Raw genomic sequence first — 25,062 nt, 5'->3', positions numbered from 1 at the left:
GGTGCTGACCGATCCCCGTTTTACGACTGACGTCGAGCTGACCGTCCCTTTCCACGACGTGGATATGATGGGCGTGGTCTGGCACGGTAACTATTTCCGCTACTTTGAGATCGCCCGCGAGGCGCTACTCAACCAGTTTAATTATGGCTATCGGCAGATGAAGGAATCCGGCTACGTCTGGCCGGTGGTCGATACGCGGGTGAAGTACCGCGATGCGGTGAAATTCGAACAGCGCATCCGCGTCCGGGCGCAGATCGAAGAGTTTGAAAACCGCTTGCGTATCGCCTACCAGATTTTCGACGCCGAAACCGGAAAGCGAACCACCACTGGGTACACCATCCAGGTGGCCGTGGAAGAGAGCAGCCAGGAGTTGTGTTTCGTCAGCCCGGCGATTTTGTTTGAACGAATGGGAGTTACGCCATGAAATGGTTGCCATTGCTGGCGCTGCTGGTCAGCCCGCTGGTCAGCGCGGTTACGCTTGATGAACTGCAGCAGCGCTTTACCGAGCAACCCGTGGTGCGCGCGCATTTCGAGCAGACCCGCACCATCAAAGACCTGCCGCAGCCGTTGCGCTCGCAGGGCGAAATGCTGATCGCCCGCGACGACGGTCTGCTGTGGGATCAGAAAGCCCCGTTCCCGATGACCCTGCTGTTGGACGACAAACGCATGGTGCAGGCGATCAACGGCCAGCCGCCGCAGACGATCACCGCCGAGAACAACCCGCAGATGTTCCAGTTTAACCATCTGCTGCGCGCCCTGTTCCAGGCCGACCGCCACGTGCTGGAAGAGAACTTCCGCATAGAATTTAAGGATCTCGGCGCGGGCCGCTGGTCGCTGGTGCTCACGCCGATCACCACGCCGCTGGACAAGATTTTCGCCACTATGAATCTGGGTGGCGCGACCTATCTGGAGTCGATCCAGCTCAACGACAAGCAGGGCGACCGCACGGATATCGTCCTTTCCCGCCATCAACTGACGCCCGCCAGCCTGACTCATGACGAACGCCAACGCTTTGCCGCACCGTAACACCCGGCGCCCGGCGCTGCTCTGGGGTGTGGTATGCCTGGTTCTGCTGGGCGTCCTGCTGTCGCTCCTGCCCGGCGCGCGACTCAACAGCAGCGTGCTGGCGATGCTGCCCAAGCAGACGCTCGGGGCGATCCCGCCTGCGCTCAACGACGGATTTATTCAGCGTCTGGACCGTCAGCTGGTGTGGCTGGTCAGCCCCGGCAAAACGCCGGACCCGCGCGTGGCTCAGCGGTGGTTAACCCTGCTGCAAAAATCGGACGCCCTCAGCCAGGTCAAAGGTCCGATGGATGCCAACAGCCAAAAAGCCTGGGGCGAATTTTTCTGGCAGCACCGTAACGGCCTGCTCGACAGCGCCACCCGCGCCCGCCTGCAAAACGGCGGTGAGGCGCAGGCCCAGTGGATCTTATCTCAGCTGTACTCGGCCTTCTCCGGCGTCAGCGGCAAAGAGCTGCAAAACGACCCGCTGATGCTGATGCGCGGTTCGCAGCTGGCGCTGGCGCAAAACAGCCAAAAACTGCGGCTGATGGACGGCTGGCTGGTGACCCAGGACGCTGCCGGAAACTACTGGTATCTGCTCCACGGCGAGCTGGCGGGGGAGTCGTTCGATATGCAGCAAACGCACCGTCTGGTGACAACGCTGCAGGGTCTGGAAAGTGAACTGAAAACGACTTTCCCGCAGGCTCAGCTGTTATCGCGCGGCACCGTGTTTTACAGCGACTACGCCAGCCAGCAGGCAAAACAGGATATTTCGACTCTCGGCGTCGCCACCCTTCTGGGGGTGATTTTGCTGATTGTGGCGGTGTTCCGCTCCCTGCGCCCGCTGCTGTTATGCCTGATTTCCATCGGCATCGGCGCGCTGGCCGGAACCGTCGCCACGCTGACAATCTTTGGCGAATTGCATCTAATGACGCTGGTGATGAGCATGAGCATCATCGGGATTTCCGCGGATTACACGCTCTATTACCTGACCGAACGGATGGTCCACGGCGCGCAGGATTCGCCGTGGCAAAGCCTGGCGAAAGTGCGTAACGCTCTGCTGCTGGCCCTGCTGACCACCGTGGCGGCTTACTTCATCATGATGCTAGCCCCGTTCCCTGGCATTCGTCAGATGGCGGTGTTTGCCGCCGTGGGGCTGAGCGCCTCCTGCCTGACAGTGATTTTCTGGCATCCGTGGCTGTGCCGTGGGCTGCCTGTTCGCCCGGTGCCAGCGATGGTGCTGATGCTGCGCTGGCTGGCCGCCTGGCGGCGCAACAAGGCGCTCTCCGTTGGGCTGCCGCTGGTGCTGGCCGTGGTCTCCGTGGTCGGGATCGCCAGCCTGCGGGTGGATGACGATATCGCCCAGCTCCAGGCGCTGCCGAAAGCGATTCTGGCGCAGGAGAAAACTATTACCGCCCTCACCGGGCAGAGCGTCGATCAGAAATGGTTTGTGGTCTACGGTGATTCCGCCCAGCAAACGTTGGAGCGGCTGGAAGCCTTCACCCCTGCGCTGTCACAGGTGCAAAAAGCCGGTGAAATAAAAGCGTTCCGCACCCTTCCCCTGAACTCGCTGACGCGACAGAAAAGCGATCTTGTCTTGCTGCACAAGGCCGCGCCAGCAGTGACGAAAGTCTTACAAGGCGCGGGGCTGACGAGCGTATCACCCGATCTGAACGCCATGGACGTGACCACAGACGCCTGGCTCGCCAGCCCGGCGAGTGAAGGCTGGCGTCTGCTGTGGCTGACGCTGCCCAACGGCCACAGCGGCGTGCTGGTGCCGGTCGACGGCGTGAAAAACAGCGCGGCGCTGAGTCAACTGGCGGCAGCGCATCCGGGTGTGGCGTGGGTGGATCGCAAAGCAAGCTTCGACAGCCTGTTTTCCCTGTATCGCAACGTGCTGACGGGCCTGCTGTTGGTCGCGCTGGCGGTGATCGCCTGCGGGGCGATGGTGCGTCTCGGCTGGCGCAAGGGGCTGATAAGCCTGGTGCCATCGGTGCTGTCGCTCGGCTGTGGTCTGGCAGCGCTGGCGGTAACCGGCCATCCGGTGAATCTGTTTTCGCTGCTGGCCCTCGTGCTGGTGCTGGGGATTGGCATTAACTACACCCTCTTCTTCAGCAATCCGCGCGGTACACCGCTTACTTCCATGCTGGCGATTACGCTGGCAATGATGACCACGTTACTGACCCTCGGCATGTTGGTCTTTAGCGCCACGCAGGCGATCAGCAGCTTCGGCATTGTGCTGGTCAGCGGTATTTTCACCGCCTTCCTGCTGGCTCCGCTGGCGATGCCAGCTAAAAGAGAGAGAAAACGATGATGATCCCGTTTAGTCGCGCGCTCGCCCTGATGGCGACTCTGCTGCTGGTAGGCTGTAGCCACTCCACGCAAAACAGTGACGGCACGCGCCCGCAGGCCTGGCTGCAGCCGGGCACCAAAGTGACGCTGCCTGCGCCGGGGATTTCTCCGGCGGTCAATTCTCAGCAATTGCTGACCGGCAGCTTCAACGGCCAGACGCAATCGCTGCTGGTGATGCTCAACGCCGACGCGGATAAAATCACGCTGGCCGGGCTGTCGTCGGTGGGGATCCGCCTGTTTCTCGCCACCTATGACAAGACAGGTATTCACACCGAGCAGTCGATTATCGTGCCGCAACTGCCGCCCGCCAGTCAGGTACTGGCCGATGTGATGCTCAGCCACTGGCCGATCGGCGCCTGGCTGCCGCAGCTGCCGAAGGGCTGGACGCTTGCGGATAAGGGCGATCGCCGCGAGCTGCGCAACGCCAGCGGCACGCTGGTGACCGAGATTGTCTATCTGCAGCGCAAAGGCAAACGCGAGCCGATCAGCATCCAACAGCACGTCTTTAACTACCACATCACCATTCAATATCTGGGTGACTAAGATGATCTATATTTCTGCCGTGGGCATGGTGAATGCGCTGGGTAATTCGGCCAACGAGATCGCCGAAAACCTGGCGCGTGGCGTCGCACCGGGCATGCACAGCCGCGCAGGCTGGCTTCAGGGCGGTGAGGAGATCGTGCTCGGCGGCGTCGAGGGCGAACTGCCGCCGATTCCGGACCACGCCGCCGCTCACCGCACGCGCAATAATCAGCTGCTGCTGGCCGCGCTGGCGCAGATCCAGCCCGCCGTTGACGAGGCGATTGCCCGTTTCGGCCACAACCGCGTGGCCGTGGTACTCGGCACCAGCACCTCGGGGCTGGATGAGGGCGATGAACACGTGCGTCTGTCCCTGAACGGCGAAGCGAGCACGCGCTGGCAGTACCCGCAGCAGGAGCTGGGCGATCCGTCGCGCTTTCTCGCCAACTGGCTGAAGCTCGAAGGCCCGGCATTTACGCTCTCCACAGCCTGTTCCTCAAGCGCGCGCGCAATTATTAGCGGCCGCCGTCTGATTGACGCCGGGCTGGCGGATATCGCCATCGTTGGTGGTGCGGATACGCTGAGCCGGATGCCGGTCAACGGATTCCACAGCCTCGAATCCCTCTCCACCACGTTGTGCGAGCCGTTTGGCCGCGACCGTCGCGGGATCACCATCGGCGAAGGCGCGGCGCTGATGATTCTGACCCGCGAACCGCAGCCCGTCGCGCTGCTGGGCACGGGCGAATCAAGCGATGCCTACCACATCTCGGCACCACATCCGCAGGGCGAAGGGGCGATTCGCGCCATCACCCAGGCGCTTAACGAAGCGGGCCTGAAGCCGGATGAGATTGGCTATATCAACCTGCACGGCACGGCGACGCCGCTGAACGACCAGATTGAGTCGCAGGTGGTACATGACCTCTTCGGCGAGGCGGTTCCGTGCAGTTCAACCAAACATTTGACCGGCCACACGCTGGGCGCGGCGGGCATTACGGAAGCCGCACTCAGCTGGCTGCTCCTGACCCGCGATCTGCCGCTGCCGGCACAGGATTTTACCCGCTACGCACCCGATCCGACCCTGCCGCCCTGCGGTGTGCTGCATCAGCCCGTCGCGCTGGAAAAACCGGTGATTTTGTCTAATTCGTTCGCGTTTGGCGGCAACAACGCCAGCATTTTGCTGGGGAGAGTGTCATGAGTTATTTATCGCCCGTGGACTATTTACCCCACGATGCACCGATGCTGCTGCTGGAAACGGTGGAAAACGTCACGGAAGAGAGCGCCGCGTGTGGCGTGCGTGTCAGCCCTCAGAGCGTGCTGGCGCCCTTTCTCACTGCCGATGGCGATCTGCCCGGCTGGTATGCCCTTGAGCTGATGGCGCAGACCGTCGGCGTCTGGTCCGGCTGGCATCGCCACCAGCAGGGGCAAAGCAGTATCGCGCTGGGTATGGTGCTGGGCGCGCGTGAACTGGTGTGCGCCGAGGGGCGCTTCCCGGCGGGTTCCGCGCTGACAATCAGTGTGAAGCTGCTGATGCAGGACGAACGTTTTGGCAGCTTCGAATGCACCATTGCCGCAGACGGCACCACGCTGGCAACAGGCCGTGTCAATACCTTCCAGCCGAGCGCGGAAGAGTTAACTTCGCTTTTTAATCAGGAATCATCCACATGAATCGTTCCGTTCTGGTCACCGGAGCCAGCAAAGGCATCGGACGCGCTATCGCCCGACAACTCGCCGCTGACGGGTTTATCGTGGGCGTGCATTATCACCGCGACGCCGAGGGCGCGCAGCAGACGCTGGAGTCTATCCAGCAGGCAGGCGGCCAGGGCCGTTTGCTCTCTTTTGACGTCGGCAATCGCGAGCAGTGCCGCGAGGTGCTGGAGCAGGAGATCGAGACCCACGGCGCATGGTATGGCGTGGTCAGCAACGCCGGTATTACCCGCGACGGCGCGTTCCCGGCCCTCAGCGAGGATGACTGGGACAGCGTGATCCACACCAATCTCGACAGTTTTTATAACGTCATTCACCCGTGCATCATGCCGATGATTGGCCTGCGCAAAGGCGGGCGGATTATCACGCTCTCCTCCGTATCAGGCGTGATGGGCAACCGTGGACAGGTGAACTACAGCGCGGCAAAAGCCGGAATCATTGGCGCCACCAAAGCGCTGGCGATTGAGCTGGCGAAGCGCAAAATCACCGTCAACTGTATTGCACCAGGGTTGATTGACACCGGAATGATCGAAATGGAAGAGACCGCTCTGAAAGAGGCGATGTCCATTATCCCAATGAAACGTATGGGACAGGCTGACGAAGTGGCTGGCCTGGCCAGTTACCTGATGTCAGACATTGCGGGCTATGTGACCCGCCAGGTCATTTCCATTAACGGAGGAATGCTATGACACGTCGCGTGGTCATTACAGGCATGGGCGGCGTCACCGCCTTTGGAGAGGACTGGCAGTCGGTTTCGGCGGGACTTCTTGCCGGTGAAAATGCGGTGCGCAAAATGCCCGAATGGCAGGTTTATGACGGGCTGCACACTCTGCTTGGCGCACCGATTGATGATTTCATCCTGCCGGAGCATTACACCCGCAAACGCATCCGCGCGATGGGGCGTGTGTCGCTGTTGTCGACGCGCGCCACCGAAAAAGCGCTGGAGCAGGCCGGGCTGATTGGCGAAGCGGTACTGACTAACGGTGAAACCGGGATCGCCTACGGCTCGTCCACCGGCAGTACCGGTCCGGTAAGCGAATTCGCCACCATGCTGACGGAAAAGCATACCAACAACATCACTGGTACCACCTATGTGCAGATGATGCCGCACACCACGGCGGTCAACACCGGTCTGTTCTTCGGCCTGCGCGGGCGCGTGATTCCGACCTCCAGCGCCTGCACTTCCGGCAGCCAGGCGATTGGCTATGCGTGGGAAGCCATTCGCCACGGTTATCAGACGGTGATGGTCGCGGGGGGCGCGGAAGAGCTTTGCCCGTCAGAAGCGGCGGTGTTTGATACCCTGTTTGCCACCAGCCAGCGCAACGATGCGCCGAAAACCACCCCGTCACCCTTCGATAAACAGCGCGACGGTCTGGTGATTGGCGAAGGCGCAGGCACGCTGATTCTGGAAGAGCTGGAGCACGCCAAAGCGCGCGGCGCGACCATCTACGGGGAGATCGTCGGCTTCGCCACCAACTGCGACGCCGCCCACATCACCCAGCCGCAGCGTGAAACCATGCAAATTTGCATGGAAAAGTCGCTGAAAATGGCGGGACTGAGCGCGATGGATATGGGGTACATCTCCGCCCACGGTACGGCGACGGATCGCGGTGATATGGCTGAAAGCCTGGCGACGGCGGCGATCTATGGCGATAACGTGCCGATTTCGTCCTTAAAGAGCTATTTCGGTCATACGCTTGGAGCCTGCGGCGCGCTGGAGGCGTGGATGAGCCTGCAAATGATGCGCGAAGGCTGGTTCGCCCCGACCCTCAATTTAAGACAACCGGATGAGCAATGCGGTGCTTTAGATTATATTATGGGGGAAGCCCGCCGGATTGATTGTGAATACCTGCAAAGCAATAACTTCGCATTTGGCGGCATCAATACTTCGATCATCATCAAACGCTGGGCGTGACTATGTACCAGTTTGTACTGGGAAAAATTTCCACTCTTAACGCTGATCCCTATGCATCAGCGCTGGCAGACAGGGCGCCCGAAGGTGCCCGACGCGCCCGCTGGTTAGCGGGCCGGACGCTGCTCACCCGTGCGTTATCGCCCGCCCCGTTGCCGGAAATCGTTTTTGGCGAACAGGGAAAACCGGCGTTTGTGGGCGATCGACCCCTGTGGTTTAACCTGAGCCACAGCGGCGATGATATTGCCCTGCTGCTGAGCGATGAAGGCGAAGTGGGGTGCGATATCGAAGTCATTCGCCCGCGTGATAACTGGCAGGCGCTGGCCAACGCCGTTTTCAGCGTGGCCGAACATCATGAGCTGGAGCGCGAAACGCCCGAGGAAAAACTGCAGGCATTCTGGCGCATCTGGACGCGCAAAGAAGCGATCGTTAAACAACGCGGCGGCAGTGCCTGGCAGATCGTCAGCATCGACAGCGCGGCAAAGCAGCCGCACTCCGTGAGCCAGCTTCAGTTTGGGTCCCTGAGTCTGGCGGTCTGTACACCAACGCCTTTTACGCTGACACCTGAATCTATTTCGCCTTTTGCACCGCTGGCCGAAAAATAACCAACACCCCTGCAATAATCAGCCCAACGCCCGCCAGCCCGGTCCAGGAGAACGTGTCATTCCAGCCGGGTAGCGCGATAGCGGCAATCCACACCAGAATGTAGCTCAGGCTGAGCAGCGCATAGGCTTTGCTCAGCGCCATGCGGTGCAGCGCCAGATACCAACAGCCCATCGACGCGACATAACCGCTTAAGCCCAGCAGCAACATGCCGCTGCCAGGGGCAAAGTGCTGCAATGCCCTAAGCAATGCGATCGGCTCAGCGACCGGCGGCAAAGCCATCATCGCCGAGCGCAGCAGGAGTTGCGCCCCGCTCACCAGCACGACGCTGCACAGCGCCCAGAATGCCCCCTTCACAGGCTACCTCCCAGCAGCACAATGCCGGCCATGATCAGCCCCACGCCCAGCCAGTGATGGAACGCGACCTTCTCGCGCCAGAACGCTTTCGCTGCCAGCGTCACCCAGACAAAATTCAGGCTCAGCATTGGGTAGGCAATCCCTACCGGCAAACGCTGGAGCACCATCAGCCACAGCACCATGCCGACGCCCAGTGCCAGCAGCGCCAGGCCGAGCCAGAAGACGATATGCCTCCCTCGCCCGCCGTCTTTTGCCGGGCGCGTGGCCTGTTTCTGGCAGAGTTGGCCCGCGCAGCTCAGCAGGCTTGCCAGTCCCAGCCAGATCCAGACCGTCATTGCGGGAGATACTGCAGGTAAGCCAGACGTCCCTGAATATAGAGACTGTCCGGTTTCGGCAGATCGGCGCGCGCGAGGTCATCGTTTTTCGACAGCAGAATCACCAGCGAAATTTTCCCCTGCGCGCGATGTTCCGCCAGCCAGCGACGAAAATCATCTTTGCCCACGTAGCGTCCTTGCACCTCAGGATAATCCAGGCCGTATTTCAGCTCGCCACTCTGACCAAACATGATGATATCGCTGCGTTTCAGGTCCCACGCCAGCCCGGAGGCAATGCCGACGTTGTTCGCCAGCACAAAGCGACTCTCCGTTAACGGCTGTCGCACGGTCTCCACCAGCGACTGCGGCTGCTTGGAGTCCACCACCCGATTCGGCACCACAAACCCGAGCAACAGTCCCAGCCCCAGCGGACAGAGCGCCGCCAGCCACCAGCGCTGCTGCGCCCGGCGTAACGTCCACAAACCGACCAGCGCCCAGACCAGAAACGCCACTACCGCGCAGAAGACTTTGTACAGCTCGACGGAAGTCCAGACCGGATGTCTGGTCGGTCCCCACGGCGAGACGATCAGCGCCGCGACGACGCCCAGCACGCCAAACGCCAGGTTGATGATCGCGTTGACGCGCAGGACCTTGACCCCGTTTCCGACAAGCGACCAGGCATAGCGCGCCATCAGCATCGCCAGCGGCGCGAAGCACGGCAGAATGTAGGTCGGCAGTTTGCCTTTCGCGATACTGAAAAACAGCAGCGGCATCACCACCCAGCCTAACAAGTAGAACCCACCGCGCGCCTCTTTCACATCACGCCAGCCGAGGCGCAATGCGCCGGGCAACAGCGCTAGCCACGGTAAACTCCCGGCCATCAGGAACGGCAGGTAGTACCAGAACGGCGCTTTATGTTGGGCGTCGCTGCTGGCGAAACGCTGGACATGCTCGACCCAGAAGAAGTAGCGCCAGAAATCCGGCTCGCGTTGGGCAATCGCCAGCGCCCACGGCAGGACGATCGCTACGCAGCTCAGAACCGCCAGCCAACCGTACAACAGCACCTCTTTCCAGCGTTTCTGCACGATGACCCACGGCAGCACGGCGACAACCGGCACCGCCAGCGCCAGAAAACCTTTGGTCATTACCCCCATGCCGCAGGCCAGCCCCAGCAGCAGGTAACCGCCGATTTTGCCTGCGCGGGTATTCGCCTGCGCCGCCATCCAGAAGCTGCACATCGCGGCGACCAGCCAAAGGGTGATCATCGGGTCCAGCACCGCGTACGAGCCTACGCCGTAGACCAGCAGCAGAGTCAGGAAAATCACGCCCGATGTCAGCGCCACGCGTTTATCACGCCAGATCCGCCAGGCCAGCCAGATAACCAGAAGCGCGGTCAGCCCCGTAGAGAAGATCGCCCCGGCGCGCACGGCAAAATTCGAGTCGCCAAACAGCATCTGACCGAGACTGTTGATCCAGTACCCGGCAATCGGTTTTTCAAAATAACGCAGCCCAAGGAAATGCGGCACCACCCAGTTTCCAGTGGCCAGCATTTCACGGCTGATCTCCGCATAGCGCGTCTCATCCGGCTGCCAGAGCAGACGAATATCGACGGGCAGCAGATAGTAAAGCGCAAACAGAACGAAAAGAGCGACACTAAAACGCGCAGATTTCATGGCGCTGGGCTCACGGTTTGTTGATAACCAAGCCAGCCTTCGCGGCCAGCCAATTCATCACGGACGATTTTCCCGACGGGTAAGGTGCTGAGATCGTCGGGTAACATCTCGCTTAACGGGCAAAACTGAATCCCTTCCTGGGCGGCCAGTTGCAGCAGCGCGGCGAAATCCTGCTGATACGCAATCCCTTCCACTTCGGCGTGAATGGTATAGACCGGCGTGCCGGTATCGCGATGGATGCAGTCGAGAATAAAACGGTTAAAATTCTCCGCCGTGACTTCCCGCCCGACCACTTCATCCCAGGTCGGAAGCGTCACCGGGATTTGCACGGTGCCGAGCCGGGTCTCGCCGAGCTGCGGTAAAAACGGCCCACTGCCCCGGCAGTCGCTGTTATAGCGAAATGAAAACGGCTCTTTGGCTCGCACCACACGCTGATCTGCGCGCCAGCCCGCCACCGCAGAGCAGTGAACCGGCTGGCCGAGGATCGCTTCCAGCTCCATCAGACCACGCTCCACTTCGCGGGTCAGACGGGGAATTTTCCACATGCCACTCCAGGCCTGCCAGGCGTGATGATCCCAGGCGTGTAACCCCACCTCATGGCTCAGGGCAGCGGCGCGGATCACCTCTTCGTTACCCGCCCCAATGCGCTTGCCAGGCCAGGCGGTGCCCGCCAGCAGAATATCCCAGCCGTAGAGGGAGGCCGCGCGTGAACGCAGCATTTTCATCAGAAAGGTCGGTTTAAACAGGCGCCACAGATGACGCCCCATGTTGTCAGGCCCGACGCTGAAGAAAAAGCTGGCGCGCACCTGGTGCTCGCTCAGCAGTTCCAGCAGTCGTGGCACACCGTCGCGGGTGCCACGAAAGGTATCGACATCAATGCGTAAACCGACTTTTTTCATGATGCCTGTTCCGACAGCTCCACGGTGCGCAGGAAGAAATCGAGGGTTTCATCAATGGTCTGAACCATATCCACCGTCGGGGTCCAGTTCAGGCAGCGTTTCGCATTGCGGATGCTCGGCTTGCGGTGCTCAACGTCCTGATACCCTTTGCCATAATAGCTGCTGCTTTCCACTTCGCTGAAACCGGCGAACGGCGGGAAGCGGTCGCGCAGCGGGTGGCGTTCGAAGCTTGCAAGCAGCATTTCGGCCAGTTCGCGGATGCTCGCTTCGTTCTCCGGGTTGCCGATATTGATAATTTCCCCATCGCAGAGTCCGTCTTTGTTCTCGATGATGCGGAACAGCGCTTCGATGCCATCGCTGATATCGGTGAAGCAACGTTTCTGTTTGCCGCCTTCAATCAGCTTAATCGGCGAACCTTCCACCAGATTGAGGATCAGCTGGGTGATGGCGCGAGAGCTGCCAATGCGTGCCGCGTTCAGGTTATCGAGGCGCGGCCCCATCCAGTTAAACGGACGGAACAAGGTGAAGCGCAGATTCTCTTTTTCGCCATAGGCCCAGATCACACGGTCCAGCAGCTGTTTTGAGACGGAGTAAATCCAGCGCTGTTTGTTGATCGGCCCCACCACCAGGTTCGAGGTATCTTCGTCGAACACGCTATCGGTGCACATGCCGTACACTTCCGAGGTGGACGGGAAGATGATGCGCTTGTTGTACTTCACGCAGTCGCGGATGATCTTCAGGTTCTCTTCAAAATCGAGTTCAAAGACACGCAGCGGATTACGGGTATATTCGATTGGCGTAGCGATGGCCACCAGCGGCAGCACCACGTCGCATTTCTTGATGTGGTATTCGATCCACTCGGAGTGAATGCTGATATCCCCTTCCACGAAATGGAAGCGCGGGCAGTCGAGGAAACGGCTGATCGCATCCGAGCCAATATCGAGACCATAGATTTCATAGTTGTCATCTTTCAGCAGACGTTCGGTCAGATGGTTACCGATAAAACCGTTCACGCCGAGGATCAGCACGCGGGTACGACGCTTCACGGCAACATACGGCGCGCTGGTCACCAGTGCGCCATTCACCAGCCCTAAGGACTGCGCCAGCTGCGTGCCCGGCATATATACGCCGTTTTCCGTCTGGCCGGTGACAATCTCCAGCGCCTGTTCACCGCAGGCGATAATCAGCGGGGAAGCCGAAATGACCGTCCCCGGTCTGGCCGCCGGAATGTCCGCGCGCACGCGGGATTTCCATACAATAAATTTACTCGCCCCCACATAAGCCACGGCGCCCGGCCACGGGTCAGTCACCGCGCGCACCAGATTGTGCAGCTGTGCTGCCGGTCTGGTCCAGTCGAGACGCCCGTCTTCCGGGGTACGACGGCCATAACAGGTGGCTTCACTGTGATTCTGTTCGGTCTCTTTGAGAATGCCCTGACGCAACGCAGGCAGTGCATCATTCAACAGCGTCTGTGCCGCTCTACAGAGTTTATGATGCAGGGTCAGCGCCATGTCATCCGCTTCGATGCTCACGCGCTGCTGGGCGGCAATCGCCCCGGCATCCGCGCGCTTCACCATGCGGTGCAGCGTCACGCCCGTTTCCGTTTCGCCGTTCACCAGCACCCAGTTCAGCGGCGCACGACCGCGATATTTTGGCAGCAGGGAACCGTGCAGATTGTATGCCCCGACGGTCGCGGCGCTGAGGATCTCATCGCACAGCAGGTTGCGGTAGTAGAAAGAGAAAATCACATCAGGCGCGAGCTTCTGAATACGGTCCACCCACAGCGGATGGTTTACGTCATCGGGAGCATACACCGGGATTTCGCGTTCGGCGGCGAGACGTGCCACAGAGCTAAAGAAGTGGTTCTCGCCTGCGGTATCCGGGTGAGTGAAAATCGCGGCGATGTCATAACCCGCTTCCAGAAGGGCTAATGTCCCCGTACATCCCATATCGTGATAGGCAAAAACAACGGCTTTCATGGGTGATTTCCTTCCTGAGAGGAGGTGTGTTCCTGACGAACAACACGTTGAATAAAGTAGCGCGGACGTGCGCGGACATCGTTATAGATTCGGCCGATGTACTCACCGAGTAACCCCATGCCGACAAACTGCGCGCCGATAAACATGAACAGTACGGCGAAGAGCATAAAGACCCCTTCCGCGGCCCACTGCGGCCCATAGGCCAGACGCAGCACAACCAGCAGAACGGAGAGCGCAAAGCCCATCAGCGCAATGATGCTGCCGAAGACGCTGAGCAGACGCAGCGGCGTGGTGGTCAGGCAGGTGATCAGGTCGTACATCAGATTGATCAGGCGCATAAAGCTGTATTTGGATTCCCCGTGCTCGCGCTCGGCGTGCAGCACCGGGATCTCCGTGGCTTTGCGCGCAAAGGTATTAGCGAGAATCGGAATGAACGTGCTGCGCTCGTGGCAGTGCAGCATTGCATCGACAATGTGGCGACGGTAGGCGCGAAGCATGCAGCCGTAATCGCCCATCGCTTTACCCGTGGTGCGCTGGATCAGGCGGTTGATGGTGCGTGAGGCCAGCTTGCGGAATACGCTGTCCTGGCGATTCTGGCGCACAGTCCCTACCACGTCATAACCTTCGTCAGCGGTCGCCACCAGACGCGGGATCTCCTCCGGCGGGTTCTGCAGATCGGCGTCGAGGGTGATGATCAGATCGCCCGTCACATGGCTGAAACCGGCCATGATCGCCGAATGTTGCCCGTAGTTGCGGTTCAGTAGCACCGCGACGACAGGGCTGCCGTCAGCCTGCGCGGCGTCGGTGAGCATCATTGCGGAGTCGTCGCTGCTGCCGTCATCGACCAGCAGGATTTCATACTCCTTGCCCAGGGTATCGCAGGCGGCTGTGGTCCGGCGAATCAGCTCCGGCAGACTCTCCTGCTCGTTATAAACCGGGATCACCACCGAGACTTTTTTTACAGGCGGTGTGCTAAACATGTCCATGTCCTGCAAGCTGATGGAGCGCGGCAATGACGCGGGTTGTGTCGTCATGAGTCATATCCGGGAAAAGAGGGAGTGAACAGATACGCGCGCTGTTCCATTCAGTGTTCGGTAAGGACACATCCGGGAAGCGCTCGCGGTAGTATTTTTGCGTGTGGGCGGCGCGAAAATGGAGGCCAGTGCCGATGCCCTGAGCTTTCAGGGTTTCCATCAGCGCGTCGCGGGTAATGCCACATTGGGCTTCGTCCACGCGAATGATGAACAGATGCCAGGCGTGCAGATGCGGCCAGGCGGGTACGCTCAGGGGCATAAACGGCGTGTCGGCAAGTTCCAGCAAATAGCGGCTGGCGATCTCCGCGCGACGGTGGTTGGCATTGCCCAGTTTACCGAGCTGTACCAGGGCCAGCGCGGCGTTGATATCCGCGAGGTTGTATTTAAATCCCGGAGAGATCACTTCCGCCTGCGGCGCGCGGCCAAGCGTCTGACGGTCGAACGCATCGACGCCAAGACCGTGAAATTTGAGGCTGCGAATGCGCTGCGCCAGCTGTTCGTCATCCGTCACCACTAACCCGCCTTCTGCGCAGGTCATATTTTTGATGGCGTGGAAGGAGAAGATCGCCGTCCCCTGCCAGCCGACGTGATGGCCTTTGTAATAAGTTCCGGCGGCGTGGGCAGCATCTTCGATCACCGGAATCCCGTAGCGCTCGCCAAGGGTATGGATTGCGTCGATGTCCGCCGGGGCGCCGGCATAATGCACCGGGATAATGGCTTTGGTGCGCGGCGTGATGGCTGCTTCGATCGCATCTGGCGTGACCATCAGGTTATCGCGATCGACGTCTATCATCACGGGCGTGGCGCCCAACAGCACGATCATATTCAGCGTCGACACCCAGGTCATGGACGGGGTGATCACTTCATCGCCGGGACCAATACCCAGCGCCATCAGCGTGACGTGCATTCCGCCCGTGGCTGAGCTAACGGCAATCGCATGACGGTTTCCTGTCAGGGTGCAAAATACCTCTTCCAGCGCCTGGTTTTTTGGTCCGGTGGTGATCCAGCCCGACGCCAGAACATCCTGCAGGGCTGCTATTTCTTCCGCACCCATCGACGGGCGTGAAAAAGGCAGAAAATCACTCATTATTAATTTCCTTGCGGTATTAAAGGCATCATCAACTGACTGTCTTTACAGGCAACTCACCGAAATAGTGCGGGATGTTTTTTAAATAAAGTCGAAATAAAATCCAGTCGTATCTTCGTTTATGTCAACAAAGCCTCAACTAACCCCAAAGTAACGTTCTTTTATTAGGAAAAAATTAAGAGAGGAATAATAAAAAAAGGATTACAAGCGAAGGGATCACATAAAATAACTTCAATAACATAACGTTACATGACAGGCTATTGAGGATTAATTATGTGACCCTGCTCACGCCATGTTAAAGATATATTTCAGTACGCGACGAAGATAAATAGTAAACGAATGCTTAACCAAACCAAAAAAGGGCGTTTTCTTTAATTAAAAGGATAAATTCCAGGGAACTTTTCTTTGCAGCGCATTGTCGCTTCTATTTAATATTAACGGCCAAAACTGCGCGTGTTTGAAATCCCCCTCCTCTCTGAACTGCTACGCTTTATGGTCTGAACTTTTATCATCATAAGGAACAGAACATGAAAATCGATCTGACGGGGAAAGTCGCGCTGGTCACCGCTTCAACGGGCGGGATTGGGCTTGCCATCGCTCGCGGACTGGCAGAAAGCGGTGCCGAAGTGATCATTAACGGGCGCAGCGCGGAATCGGTCAATAACGGTATTCAGCAGCTTCAGCAGGCGGTGCCTGGCGTACAGGTGCGGGCGACAATCGCCGATCTCAGCACATCTGAAGGCGTGGAATCTGTGCTGAAGGTGGCGTCGAACGTCGATATCCTGGTGAACAACGCCGGGGTTTACGGGCCGGAAGATTTTTACGCCACCGACGATGACACCTGGAATCGCTACTGGCAGACCAACGTGATGTCCGGCGTGCGTCTGTCGCGCGCCCTGCTGCCGGGCATGGTGCAAAAAGGCTGGGGTCGGGTGGTGTTTATCTCGTCCGAATCGGCCTGCAACATTCCTGCGGATATGATCCACTACGGCGTGACGAAGACCGCACAGCTGTCGCTGGCGCGCGGCCTGGCGAAATTCGTGGCGGGTAGCGGCGTGACCGTGAACAGCGTCCTGCCGGGGCCGACGATGTCGGATGGGTTTGCGGCGATGATGAAAGATGAAATGGAGAAAACCGGCAAACCGCTGGAGCAGCTGGCGAAAGAGTTTGTCATGGCCAATCGCCCGACGTCGGTGATTCAGCGCGCGTCGACTGTGGAAGAGGTCGCCAATATGGTGGTTTATGTCTGTTCCACCCAGGCGTCCGCCACCTCCGGCGCTGCACTGCGCGTGGATGGCGGCGTCGTGGACGATATTATTTAGGCATCACTGCCCGTCACCCGGCGGGCAGTAATAAAGTGCGTCTGCCAGTAGCGGTTCGCCAGCGTTGAAACCGTCACCCCCGCGCTGGTTGAGGCATGGATAAATTGCTGATCGCCGATATATACACCGACGTGACGGCGGTGCGGCCCCGTCTGGAAGAAGATCAGATCCCCGGCTTTAAGGCGATATTCCGCCACCTGCACGCCACGGTTGATCTGTTCGCCTGTGGTACGCGGCAGCGAAAGGTCAGCGGCATCGCTAAACAGATGTTGCATCAGCGCCGAGCAGTCAACGCCGTGATGCGTAGACCCACCCCAGAGGTAGCGCGTACCTTTCCATTTTTGGTATTGCGTCAACATACGGCCACGCAGCGGGTCAGTATCCTGATGCTCAAGCGACGTTTTTGCCGGTGAAAACGACAGCTCATGTTGTTGCGATAACATCGAGGCAGGCAGTTCAAAACTCATTGCGGAAAACGAAGCAACACTTAACAGCAGGGTTGAAATTAGCAGTCTAAACATCATAAAGGTTCTAAGAAGTGAGTGAATTCTTCCTTACGCGTGAGGGGGCAATGTTCCCTCGAATCAGCTTTCGAGGTGGCGATAATATAGTCAGCTCACTTTTCATCCAATCACAGCGAGGTCCAAAAACGGACTTTGCCGCCGGGTCGCAACTTTGCGAAAAAAAAGTACGTGATTGCGGGACTGTGAAGGTAAAGCAGGTAAACTAATGTGCAGAATGTGTATTTCAGCAAAGACCTATTTATGACCAATATGATTGCCGATGAGGCAGTGGCAAAATCCAGCGTGCTTTCCGTTTTCGACTTTGACGGAACGCTGACGCATCACGACAGCTTTATCCCCTTTCTGCGCTTTGCCTTTGGTAAACGCTACTTTGCCGGGCGTCTGGTGCGTATGGCGCTGCCTACCATCAACTGCGTACGCCGTAAACTGACGCGCGACGAGCTGAAAGAGGTGCTGGTGAGGACGTTCCTGACGGGCGTGGACGAGCACTGGCTGCGCCAGCAGGCCGAGCTGTTTTGCGAGAAATACTGGAGCAAGCTGATGCGCCCGGCAGGCGTGATGGCCGTGGCGGCGGAGGTCAATTCCGGCGCGGAAGTGACGATCTGTTCAGCCTCTCCGGCGCTGGTATTGCAGCCGTGGGCCGATAAGCTCGGCATTAAACTGATTGGTACGCAGCTGGAAGTGGTGGACGGGAAACTGACCGGCCGCATCACCGGCCATAACTGTCGCTGTGCGCAGAAAGTGGCGCGGCTGGAGCGGGTTTACGGCAATCTGAACGATTACCACCTGCGCGCCTGGGGCGATACACGTGGGGATCATGAACTGCTGGCCGCAGCGCAGGACCCGCACTGGCGGCATTTCCATCCGCCAAGAGCGCGACGTCATTCGCCTATTAAATAAATGCAAAACGGCAACCCTGGGTTGCCGTTTTAGTTTTTGCCCCCTCTCACTGTGGAGAGAGCCGGGATAATGGCGTCAGGCCGCTCGTTTCCCGGGGAACACCACGCTCGCAATGATCCCTAACGCCAGCACGCCCAACACCACAAACAGGCTCATGTTCGCGGTGATGTTATAGCCGTGATGCCAGAAGTGGTCGGTCGCATTTAGTCCCAGCTTGAACGCCACGAAGAACAGCAGCAGTACCACCGATTTCTCCAGATGGACCAGATACTGTTTCATCGCTTCCAGCACGAAATAGAGCGTACGCAGGCCGAGGATCGCAAACATCATGGCGCTGTAAATAATCAGCGGTTCACGGCTGACGGCGATAATCGCGGGCACGGAGTCGAAGGCAAACATCACGTCCGACAGCTCCACCACCGCCACACACAGCAGCAGCGGCGTGGCGTAGCGCTTCGCTTTCTTCACGCGGCCCACCATCACATCCTGGTTTTCCGGTTTTTCCAGCTCGGCGTCCACCTCTTTCTGGGTCAGCAGAAACGCGTTGCTGCTGATCTTCGGCCAGACCGGATAAAAGCGTTTAACCAGCCGATAGGCCAGATGGTGAGAATAGTCCTCGACCTCGTCGCTCTCTTCGTTACGACGGAGCATCATCAGCGCGGTCCAGCCTACCACCAGCGCAAAAATCACTTCGACATACGGCCCAAGGCTCAACAGGCTGGTGCCGATCACCACGAAAATTCCACGGAAGACAATCGCCCCGAGCACGCCCCAGTAGAGCACGCGGTGCCGGTATTTATCCGGTACGCCAAACCAAGCAAAAATCGCCATCATCACGAACAGGTTATCGACGGACAGCACCTCTTCCAGCGCATAACCGGTGAGGAACAGGCTCGCCATTTCGGCGCCGTGGTGAACGTACAGGAATCCGGCAAACGCCATTGCTAACATGAGCCAGAAAATGGACCACATCACAGCGCTTTTCAGCGAGACCGGTTTGTCGTGACGATGCATGAAGAGATCGATAAACATCGCCCCCACCGCCATCACCACGAATACAACAACGGTTTCCGTCGGGAAACCGAGATGAGCAGATGTCATTACACAACCCTTTTTAAGAACAAAACACACACCATGCAGAATTCAAAAAACAGACAAATTGAAAAGTGGGCCGTTGCCGGCCCTGAAGAAGTTTATCACCGTCAGGCTGCGACGGGATAAATGAGAGTTTACGCCTCTTCCACTGGCGTGATTTTATGCGGCTGCTCCAGCACCATCGTTTGAGTCTGGCTCAGGCTAATGCCCGCCGCACGCAGCATTTTGAGGATCTCATACAGCAAATCGCTGCGCGTGGAGCTGACCATGCGCGGGCTGTTTACATACCCGGTCACGCTGAGCACAATCCCGTTCGGCCCCAGTTCCTTGAAACTGACCGACGGCGCGGGCGCTTCCAGAATCGACTCATGCAGGCTATAGGCCTCCAGCAGCAAATTGCGCACCTGCTCCGGATCGATATCCAGCGGGAAGGTCAGCGTGATGGTCGCCACGCCCTGCGCATTGCCCATGGTAGCGTTACGCACGTTCTGGGAAATCAGCTGCGAGTTCGGCACGATCACCGTTGATTTATCGCCGAGCTGAATCTCTGTCGCACGAACGTTGATGCGGCGAATATCCCCTTCGACGCCGCTGATACTCACCAGATCCCCCACTTTCACCGGGCGTTCCGTCAGCAGAATCAGGCCGGAGATAAAGTTCTTCACAATCTCCTGCAGGCCAAAACCGATACCGACCGACAGAGCGCTGACGATCCACGCCAGACGGTTCCACTCAATGCCGAGCATCGACAGGGTGAGCATAATCAGGAGCACGTAGCCGACGTTGGTAAAGAGCGTCACCAGCGAGGCGCGAAGCCCTCTGTCCATCGTGGTTTTCGGCAGGAAATCGTGATCCAACCAGCGGCGCGAGGAGCGCAGGATATACCACCCGACCACCAGGCACACCACGGCATTCACTGCGTGCGCCGGGATAATATTCATGCTCTCGAGGCCCTTACCGCCCCAGATATCCGCGATTTTGCTGACTAATTCGAGCGGCGTGGTGGTGCCAAAAGTGCCGTTCAGCAGCGCCACCACGGCCATCAGCAGCAGCGTGGTTTTACCCAGCGCAGAGAAGAGAGTGGAGGCCAGCGACAGATGGCGCTCATTGAGGCTGAGGGTGCTTTGTAAAATCTTGCCGCTGTGGGTCGTGGGCGAGAACACGGCCTCGCACAAATCCACCACGAAATGAATCAGCAGGTACAGGCAGCTGACCACCAGGCCAATCCACAGCAGTTCGAAGGTAACAAATCGCGCCAGCGGGATGTAGCCGATCAGCAGGGCAATCAGAATGACAAACGCCGTCAGGCTGATCACCAGGTGGATCAGCCCCGCCATCGTCGAGCGCGCCTCGGTTTGCTCGCCTTCGGCGCGCATTTTACGGCGCATACGGTTAACGCGGATGGGGGCGATCAGGCAGTTGAGCGCCACCAGCAGCGCTGACAAGCCGTTGCCGAACAGCGTTGCATCAATGCTCGACCCGACCAGCCCGTTGAGCTGCTCGATAATGCCGAAGATAAAGATAAACGCCGCCAGCAGGATCGGGAACGAGGCGAGCGTTTTCGCCAGTGAATCGGCGATACCCGGCAGACGCCACGACGGATGGCTGTTCGACAGCAGCGCGATACCCAGCCCGGCAATCACCGCCGAGAAATAGGTCAGCTCTACCAGCTGATCGGCAAAATCCAGCACCAGACGGGACGTGTCTGGCAAACGTGTGAAGATATAGCACAGCAGCTGCATGCTGATGCCGAGCGTCACCGTGGTGCTCAGCGTCGTGAAACAGGCCAGGAAGCTGCGGCGAAAACGTCCCTGCGGCAGCCAGCGCGGCAAGATCCAGTTCATCGGTTTGTCCAGCGCCTTGCGCCCGAACAGGCCGATGACCAGCGCTAACAGCAGATAGAAGCCGGAACCGATATACCAGTCTTCGCTCCAGGCCTGATCCCAGGCATCGCCGATCTGCGAGCCGAATTCGTCAAACCGCTGCGTGTCTTTTTCGTTAGGGGAAATCAAAGGCGACCAGAATTTCTCCCCCAAAATGCTGCCAGTATTCAGGGCGATCTGCGTTTTCAGCGCATCACGGCGCAGCCCGTAGATTTGGCTGGAGAGATTCTGGGCGTTAACGGCGATGGCTTTGATCTGTTCAATCTGGGTCGTTAGCAGCGTTTTACTGTTATTAAGCTGCTTACGCTGGCCAACCACCTGCGCCGTTTCGGTAACGGTGCCCGGAGCGGGCGCCGGGCCGAGTACGTCGAGCTGCGCCTGAATCTGCGTCAGCTGCGGCGCAAGGATAACGGCCAGTTTGTTCGCGTCTTCGGCAAGCTTAAGGGCATCGTCATTCAGGGCGGTGAATTTCTTGTCGGTTTTGACCGCAGAGACCTGCTGCTTGAGGGTATCCAGGCGCTTTTGCAGCGCAGGCAGCGCCGTGCTGACGTTGACCTTTACAGGCTGCTCCGCCTCGGTTTGCGTTGGCGCGTCGTCTGCATGAGAGAACAAGGGCGTCAGTATCAGACACGACAACAATGCCAGTAGCAGCGGCATTCTTAACATTTTTTGCATAGTGTGGTGAGATCCGCGAAATCGAAAAATGAACGACCAACAACAGATCCCTAAGGATACCTGCTAATTGCAGGAAGAGTAGCGGGAAAGTCCGTATTCTCTCGATATCAGCCCGAATGACTTCGGGCTTTTTCGATGCCGCTTATTCCGCCAGTGCATGCGCACAGGCCCAGGCGCTCGCCCAGGCCCACTGGAAGTTATATCCGCCCAGCCAGCCTGTCACATCCATCACTTCACCAATAAAATAGAGCCCAGGGACGTTACGGGCCTCCATCGTACGGGACGAGAGTTCATCCGTGTCCACGCCGCCAAGCGTCACTTCCGCCGTGCGATAGCCTTCGGTGCCGTTTGGCTGAACGCGCCAGTGGGTCAGCGTCTCGACCAGCGCCTGCTGATCGCGCACGTTGAGCTGCTTAAGAGTGACGTCCGGGATCTGCCCCAGCAGTTGCAGGCACTCAATCAGACGCTTCGGCAGCTGCATCGCCAGCGTGTTTTTCAGGCTTTGATTCGGATGCGCGGCGCGTTGTTCATCGAGGAACGCCGCCAGATCGCAGTCCGGGACTAAATTCACCGTCACAAATTCCCCCGGCTGCCAGTAGCTGGAGATTTGCAGTACGGCCGGGCCTGACAGGCCGCGGTGCGTGAACAGCAGGTTTTCGCGGAAAAGGGTGCCGTCTTCGGCGGTAATGGTCGACGCCACCGACACGCCGGAAAGGGTCTGAAGCTGCTCCAGCAGCGGTTTGTGCAGGGTGAACGGCACCAGACCGGCGCGGGTCGGCAGAACTTTCAGGCCAAACTGTTCGGCGATTTTATAGCCGAACGGCGTTGCGCCCAGCCCCGGCATCGACAGACCACCGCTGGCGATCACCAGTTTGTCCGCGCCGACCGTGTCACCGTTCAGCTCCAGCGTGTAGCCGCTGTCGTCACGCGAGACGCTCAGCACCTCGGTACGCAGGCGTGTGGTCACACCGCCCTTCTCGCATTCGGCCACCAGCATATCGACAATCTGCTGCGCGGAGTCATCGCAAAACAGCTGACCGAGCGTTTTTTCGTGCCACGCAATGCCGTGTTTACCGACCAGATCGATAAAGTCCCACTGGGTGTAGCGCGCTAAAGCAGATTTGCAAAAATGACGGTTTTGACTCAAATATGCGGCGGGTTCGACATATAAATTAGTAAAGTTACAGCGCCCCCCGCCAGACATCAGGATCTTGCGGCCGGGTTTCTTGCCATTATCGAGCAACAGCACACGACGACCCGCCTGTCCGGCCATGGCCGCACAGAACATTCCCGCCGCACCGGCGCCAATAATTACGGCATCAAACCTTTCCACGTCGAAATCCTCTTGTTTAACAGGCTCGAATTGTAAAGTTTCCTATGTGGTCGCACCAGCGCAAAAAACCGATATGTCAGTCATTTAATTGAAATATAAAATATATTTCTTTACCAGACGCAAACAAAGCAGAAGGTATATCAAAAAAAAGCTATATTTCACTTTGCCCGTTGCGCATTTGTCCTGGATAATGCGCCGCGTTCATGTCCTCCAAAATGGCGTAACGTCCTATGCTACATTTGTTTGCTGGTCTGGATTTACATACCGGGCTTTTACTATTGCTTGCTCTGGCATTTGTACTGTTTTACGAAGCTATCAACGGCTTCCACGACACTGCGAACGCAGTCGCAACGGTTATCTACACTCGCGCAATGCGATCGCAAGTTGCGGTTGTTATGGCGGCTGTCTTTAACTTCTTTGGTGTTCTCCTCGGAGGTCTCAGCGTAGCCTATGCCATTGTGCACATGCTACCAACGGACCTGTTACTGAACGTGAGTTCAGGCCATGGTCTCGCCATGGTGTTTTCAATGCTGCTTGCCGCCATTATCTGGAACCTCGGTACCTGGTATTTCGGCCTGCCTGCATCCAGTTCTCATACGCTGATTGGCGCGATTATCGGTATCGGTTTAACCAATGCCCTCATGACCGGTACGTCTGTGGTTGATGCGCTGAACATTCCTAAAGTTGTCGGGATCTTCGGCTCCCTGATTATCTCCCCTATTGTGGGTCTGGTCGTGGCAGGTGGATTGATTTTCATCCTGCGTCGTTACTGGAGCGGTACCAAAAAACGCGCCCGTATCCACCTGACACCCGCAGAGCGTGAAAAGAAAGATGGCAAGAAGAAGCCACCGTTCTGGACCCGTATTGCACTGATTATTTCCGCTATCGGCGTCGCCTTCTCTCACGGCGCAAACGACGGTCAGAAAGGCATCGGCCTGGTCATGCTGGTTCTGATTGGCGTGGCTCCGGCAGGTTTCGTGGTTAACATGAATGCCACCGGATACGAAATCACCCGTACTCGTGACGCCGTCAACAACGTCGAAGTTTACTTCCAGCAGCACCCTGATCTGCTGAAGAAAGCGACCGGCGTTGACCAGCTGATTCCTTCTCCAGAGCCAGGCGCTGCAACCGCACCGGGCGAGTTCCACTGCCACCCGGCCAACGCGATTAACGCGCTGGAACGTGCGAAAGGGATGCTGGGCGATATCGAAAGCTATGACAAACTGACCGTAGAACAACGTGGTCAGATGCGTCGCATTATGCTGTGCATCTCTGATGTGACCGATAAAGTGGCGAAGCTGCCGGAAGTGAACGCTGATGACCAGCGTCTGCTGAAGAAACTGAAAAGCGATATGCTCAATACCATCGAGTACGCGCCTATCTGGATCATCATGGCGGTCGCGCTGGCACTGGGTATCGGCACCATGATTGGCTGGCGTCGTGTGGCGACCACCATCGGCGAGAAGATTGGTAAGAAAGGCATGACGTATGCGCAGGGTATGTCCGCGCAGATGACAGCGGCTGTTTCTATCGGTCTGGCGAGCTACACCGGTATGCCGGTTTCAACGACCCACGTTCTGTCTTCTTCGGTTGCCGGTACGATGATTGTTGATGGCGGCGGTTTGCAGCGTAAAACCGTGACCAACATCCTGATGGCCTGGGTCTTCACCCTCCCGGCGTCCATTCTGCTTTCAGGCGGTCTGTACTGGATCTCGCTGAAACTGATTTAATGCAGGATAAGCAATGAAAAAGCGGGTCAGGAAACTGACCCGCTTTTTTTTTTGCACTCATTTTAATTTAGCTTCCAACATGCTGATGACATTAGAATAATCTGAGCTTTTTTTGTACAGAAGAAACGCCATTTACTGCTTATCCTCTCGAACCTCACCATAAAA

At 58.2% G+C, this 25,062-nt stretch carries 23 protein-coding genes; 12 read left to right on the top strand and 11 right to left on the bottom strand.

The window, feature by feature from the left end; translation table 11 throughout:
- The first annotated feature begins 1 nt into the window (after position 1).
- Genes F153LOC_RS15760 through acpT form a run of 9 tightly spaced genes read left to right on the top strand, consistent with a single transcriptional unit; the run spans position 2 to position 8,094 of the window.
- Positions 2-424: a thioesterase family protein gene (locus F153LOC_RS15760; RefSeq protein WP_102105299.1), complete on the top strand. Its 423-nt coding sequence runs from the start codon at positions 2-4 to the stop codon at positions 422-424.
- Positions 421-1,026 carry an outer membrane lipoprotein carrier protein LolA gene (locus F153LOC_RS15755; RefSeq protein ID WP_102105298.1) on the top strand — a complete coding sequence of 202 codons (606 nt, stop codon included), beginning with the start codon at positions 421-423 and terminating at the stop codon, positions 1,024-1,026. Before F153LOC_RS15760 ends, F153LOC_RS15755 begins: the two co-directional genes overlap by 4 nt.
- On the top strand, positions 995-3,316 hold the full coding sequence (locus F153LOC_RS15750) for an MMPL family transporter (RefSeq protein WP_102105297.1): 2,322 nt from the start codon (positions 995-997) through the stop codon (positions 3,314-3,316). Before F153LOC_RS15755 ends, F153LOC_RS15750 begins: the two co-directional genes overlap by 32 nt.
- The gene (locus F153LOC_RS15745) at positions 3,316-3,897 is read left to right on the top strand and encodes a DUF3261 domain-containing protein (protein ID WP_146003475.1); all 582 of its coding nucleotides are present in this window, start codon (positions 3,316-3,318) and stop codon (positions 3,895-3,897) included. Before F153LOC_RS15750 ends, F153LOC_RS15745 begins: the two co-directional genes overlap by 1 nt.
- A gap of 1 nt (position 3,898) precedes the next feature.
- Positions 3,899-5,068 carry a beta-ketoacyl-[acyl-carrier-protein] synthase family protein gene (locus tag F153LOC_RS15740; RefSeq protein ID WP_102105295.1) on the top strand — a complete coding sequence of 390 codons (1,170 nt, stop codon included), beginning with the start codon at positions 3,899-3,901 and terminating at the stop codon, positions 5,066-5,068.
- Complete coding sequence (locus tag F153LOC_RS15735) at positions 5,065-5,538, top strand: 3-hydroxy-fatty acyl-ACP dehydratase (RefSeq protein WP_102105294.1); 474 nt, start codon at positions 5,065-5,067, stop codon at positions 5,536-5,538. Before F153LOC_RS15740 ends, F153LOC_RS15735 begins: the two co-directional genes overlap by 4 nt.
- Positions 5,535-6,266, top strand: a complete 732-nt coding sequence (locus tag F153LOC_RS15730) for a 3-ketoacyl-ACP reductase FabG2 (RefSeq protein ID WP_102105293.1) — start codon at positions 5,535-5,537, stop codon at positions 6,264-6,266. The genes F153LOC_RS15735 and F153LOC_RS15730 overlap by 4 nt, the downstream gene beginning before the upstream one ends.
- Positions 6,263-7,492 carry a beta-ketoacyl-ACP synthase gene (locus F153LOC_RS15725; protein ID WP_102105292.1) on the top strand — a complete coding sequence of 410 codons (1,230 nt, stop codon included), beginning with the start codon at positions 6,263-6,265 and terminating at the stop codon, positions 7,490-7,492. The genes F153LOC_RS15730 and F153LOC_RS15725 overlap by 4 nt, the downstream gene beginning before the upstream one ends.
- Positions 7,493-7,494: 2 nt before the next feature.
- On the top strand, positions 7,495-8,094 hold the full coding sequence (gene acpT, locus F153LOC_RS15720; RefSeq protein ID WP_100778524.1) for a 4'-phosphopantetheinyl transferase AcpT: 600 nt from the start codon (positions 7,495-7,497) through the stop codon (positions 8,092-8,094).
- Here the strand turns inward: acpT and arnF are convergent.
- From arnF to arnB, 7 genes are read right to left on the bottom strand one after another with little or no spacing between them, the layout of a single operon-like run.
- Positions 8,060-8,449 carry a 4-amino-4-deoxy-L-arabinose-phosphoundecaprenol flippase subunit ArnF gene (arnF, locus tag F153LOC_RS15715; protein ID WP_102105291.1) on the bottom strand — a complete coding sequence of 130 codons (390 nt, stop codon included), beginning with the start codon at positions 8,447-8,449 and terminating at the stop codon, positions 8,060-8,062. The genes acpT and arnF overlap by 35 nt on opposite strands.
- On the bottom strand, positions 8,446-8,784 hold the full coding sequence (gene arnE / locus F153LOC_RS15710) for a 4-amino-4-deoxy-L-arabinose-phosphoundecaprenol flippase subunit ArnE (protein WP_100778522.1): 339 nt from the start codon (positions 8,782-8,784) through the stop codon (positions 8,446-8,448). Before arnE ends, arnF begins: the two co-directional genes overlap by 4 nt.
- Positions 8,781-10,436 (bottom strand): lipid IV(A) 4-amino-4-deoxy-L-arabinosyltransferase, encoded by a 1,656-nt coding sequence (arnT, locus tag F153LOC_RS15705; RefSeq protein WP_102105290.1) that lies wholly within the window; start codon positions 10,434-10,436, stop codon positions 8,781-8,783. Before arnT ends, arnE begins: the two co-directional genes overlap by 4 nt.
- Complete coding sequence (gene arnD / locus F153LOC_RS15700) at positions 10,433-11,335, bottom strand: 4-deoxy-4-formamido-L-arabinose-phosphoundecaprenol deformylase (protein ID WP_102105289.1); 903 nt, start codon at positions 11,333-11,335, stop codon at positions 10,433-10,435. The genes arnT and arnD overlap by 4 nt, the downstream gene beginning before the upstream one ends.
- Positions 11,332-13,314, bottom strand: coding sequence for a bifunctional UDP-4-amino-4-deoxy-L-arabinose formyltransferase/UDP-glucuronic acid oxidase ArnA (gene arnA / locus F153LOC_RS15695; RefSeq protein WP_102105288.1), 1,983 nt, complete (start codon positions 13,312-13,314; stop codon positions 11,332-11,334). The genes arnD and arnA overlap by 4 nt, the downstream gene beginning before the upstream one ends.
- Entirely contained in the window at positions 13,311-14,294 is a 984-nt protein-coding gene (gene arnC / locus F153LOC_RS15690) for an undecaprenyl-phosphate 4-deoxy-4-formamido-L-arabinose transferase (protein WP_102105287.1), read from the bottom strand. The genes arnA and arnC overlap by 4 nt, the downstream gene beginning before the upstream one ends.
- Positions 14,287-15,435 (bottom strand): UDP-4-amino-4-deoxy-L-arabinose aminotransferase, encoded by a 1,149-nt coding sequence (gene arnB, locus F153LOC_RS15685; protein WP_102105286.1) that lies wholly within the window; start codon positions 15,433-15,435, stop codon positions 14,287-14,289. Before arnB ends, arnC begins: the two co-directional genes overlap by 8 nt.
- Positions 15,436-15,962: 527 nt before the next feature.
- Here arnB and F153LOC_RS15680 point away from each other — a divergent pair.
- Complete coding sequence (locus F153LOC_RS15680; protein WP_100778516.1) at positions 15,963-16,757, top strand: SDR family NAD(P)-dependent oxidoreductase; 795 nt, start codon at positions 15,963-15,965, stop codon at positions 16,755-16,757.
- On the opposite strand, the gene F153LOC_RS15675 is transcribed toward F153LOC_RS15680, so the two are convergent.
- Positions 16,754-17,281, bottom strand: coding sequence for a C40 family peptidase (locus F153LOC_RS15675; RefSeq protein ID WP_102105285.1), 528 nt, complete (start codon positions 17,279-17,281; stop codon positions 16,754-16,756). The two genes, F153LOC_RS15680 and F153LOC_RS15675, sit on opposite strands and share 4 nt — an antisense overlap.
- A 240-nt stretch (positions 17,282-17,521) precedes the next feature.
- Between F153LOC_RS15675 and F153LOC_RS15670 the strand changes: the two genes are divergently transcribed.
- Positions 17,522-18,181 (top strand): HAD family hydrolase, encoded by a 660-nt coding sequence (locus F153LOC_RS15670; protein ID WP_100780795.1) that lies wholly within the window; start codon positions 17,522-17,524, stop codon positions 18,179-18,181.
- A gap of 75 nt (positions 18,182-18,256) precedes the next feature.
- Here F153LOC_RS15670 and F153LOC_RS15665 read toward each other — a convergent pair whose 3' ends face one another.
- The 3 genes from F153LOC_RS15665 to F153LOC_RS15655 form a co-directional block, all read right to left on the bottom strand.
- On the bottom strand, positions 18,257-19,282 hold the full coding sequence (locus F153LOC_RS15665; RefSeq protein WP_102105284.1) for a TerC/Alx family metal homeostasis membrane protein: 1,026 nt from the start codon (positions 19,280-19,282) through the stop codon (positions 18,257-18,259).
- A 128-nt stretch (positions 19,283-19,410) separates the two neighbouring features.
- A complete protein-coding gene (locus tag F153LOC_RS15660; RefSeq protein WP_100778513.1) occupies positions 19,411-21,834 on the bottom strand; it encodes a DUF3772 domain-containing protein in 2,424 nt (807 codons plus the stop codon).
- A gap of 142 nt (positions 21,835-21,976) precedes the next feature.
- A complete protein-coding gene (locus F153LOC_RS15655; RefSeq protein ID WP_102105283.1) occupies positions 21,977-23,167 on the bottom strand; it encodes an NAD(P)/FAD-dependent oxidoreductase in 1,191 nt (396 codons plus the stop codon).
- Positions 23,168-23,397: 230 nt separating this feature from the next.
- On the opposite strand from F153LOC_RS15655, the gene pitA reads away from it, so the two are divergent.
- Positions 23,398-24,897 (top strand): inorganic phosphate transporter PitA, encoded by a 1,500-nt coding sequence (gene pitA, locus F153LOC_RS15650; protein WP_100778511.1) that lies wholly within the window; start codon positions 23,398-23,400, stop codon positions 24,895-24,897.
- The last annotated feature ends 165 nt before the right edge of the window (positions 24,898-25,062 follow it).

The organism is Lelliottia sp. F153, assembly GCF_002870005.1.
GTDB classification, from domain to species: Bacteria; Pseudomonadota; Gammaproteobacteria; order Enterobacterales; family Enterobacteriaceae; genus Enterobacter; species Enterobacter nimipressuralis.
This window is presented reverse-complemented; position numbering and strand designations above follow the sequence as displayed.

Bases quoted from the DNA above. Each gene is read 5' to 3' on its own strand.
- F153LOC_RS15755 (WP_102105298.1), top strand. From the start codon at position 421: ATGAAATGGTTGCCATTGCTGGCGCTGCTGGTCAGCCCGCTGGTCAGC.
- F153LOC_RS15750 (WP_102105297.1), top strand. From the start codon at position 995: ATGACGAACGCCAACGCTTTGCCGCACCGTAACACCCGGCGCCCGGCG.
- F153LOC_RS15745 (WP_146003475.1), top strand. From the start codon at position 3,316: ATGATCCCGTTTAGTCGCGCGCTCGCCCTGATGGCGACTCTGCTGCTG.
- F153LOC_RS15740 (WP_102105295.1), top strand. From the start codon at position 3,899: ATGATCTATATTTCTGCCGTGGGCATGGTGAATGCGCTGGGTAATTCG.
- F153LOC_RS15735 (WP_102105294.1), top strand. From the start codon at position 5,065: ATGAGTTATTTATCGCCCGTGGACTATTTACCCCACGATGCACCGATG.
- F153LOC_RS15730 (WP_102105293.1), top strand. From the start codon at position 5,535: ATGAATCGTTCCGTTCTGGTCACCGGAGCCAGCAAAGGCATCGGACGC.
- F153LOC_RS15725 (WP_102105292.1), top strand. From the start codon at position 6,263: ATGACACGTCGCGTGGTCATTACAGGCATGGGCGGCGTCACCGCCTTT.
- acpT (WP_100778524.1), top strand. From the start codon at position 7,495: ATGTACCAGTTTGTACTGGGAAAAATTTCCACTCTTAACGCTGATCCC.
- arnE (WP_100778522.1), bottom strand. From the start codon at position 8,784: ATGACGGTCTGGATCTGGCTGGGACTGGCAAGCCTGCTGAGCTGCGCG.
- arnT (WP_102105290.1), bottom strand. From the start codon at position 10,436: ATGAAATCTGCGCGTTTTAGTGTCGCTCTTTTCGTTCTGTTTGCGCTT.
- arnD (WP_102105289.1), bottom strand. From the start codon at position 11,335: ATGAAAAAAGTCGGTTTACGCATTGATGTCGATACCTTTCGTGGCACC.
- arnA (WP_102105288.1), bottom strand. From the start codon at position 13,314: ATGAAAGCCGTTGTTTTTGCCTATCACGATATGGGATGTACGGGGACA.
- arnC (WP_102105287.1), bottom strand. From the start codon at position 14,294: ATGTTTAGCACACCGCCTGTAAAAAAAGTCTCGGTGGTGATCCCGGTT.
- arnB (WP_102105286.1), bottom strand. From the start codon at position 15,435: ATGAGTGATTTTCTGCCTTTTTCACGCCCGTCGATGGGTGCGGAAGAA.
- F153LOC_RS15680 (WP_100778516.1), top strand. From the start codon at position 15,963: ATGAAAATCGATCTGACGGGGAAAGTCGCGCTGGTCACCGCTTCAACG.
- F153LOC_RS15675 (WP_102105285.1), bottom strand. From the start codon at position 17,281: ATGATGTTTAGACTGCTAATTTCAACCCTGCTGTTAAGTGTTGCTTCG.
- F153LOC_RS15670 (WP_100780795.1), top strand. From the start codon at position 17,522: ATGACCAATATGATTGCCGATGAGGCAGTGGCAAAATCCAGCGTGCTT.
- F153LOC_RS15665 (WP_102105284.1), bottom strand. From the start codon at position 19,282: ATGACATCTGCTCATCTCGGTTTCCCGACGGAAACCGTTGTTGTATTC.
- F153LOC_RS15660 (WP_100778513.1), bottom strand. From the start codon at position 21,834: ATGCAAAAAATGTTAAGAATGCCGCTGCTACTGGCATTGTTGTCGTGT.
- pitA (WP_100778511.1), top strand. From the start codon at position 23,398: ATGCTACATTTGTTTGCTGGTCTGGATTTACATACCGGGCTTTTACTA.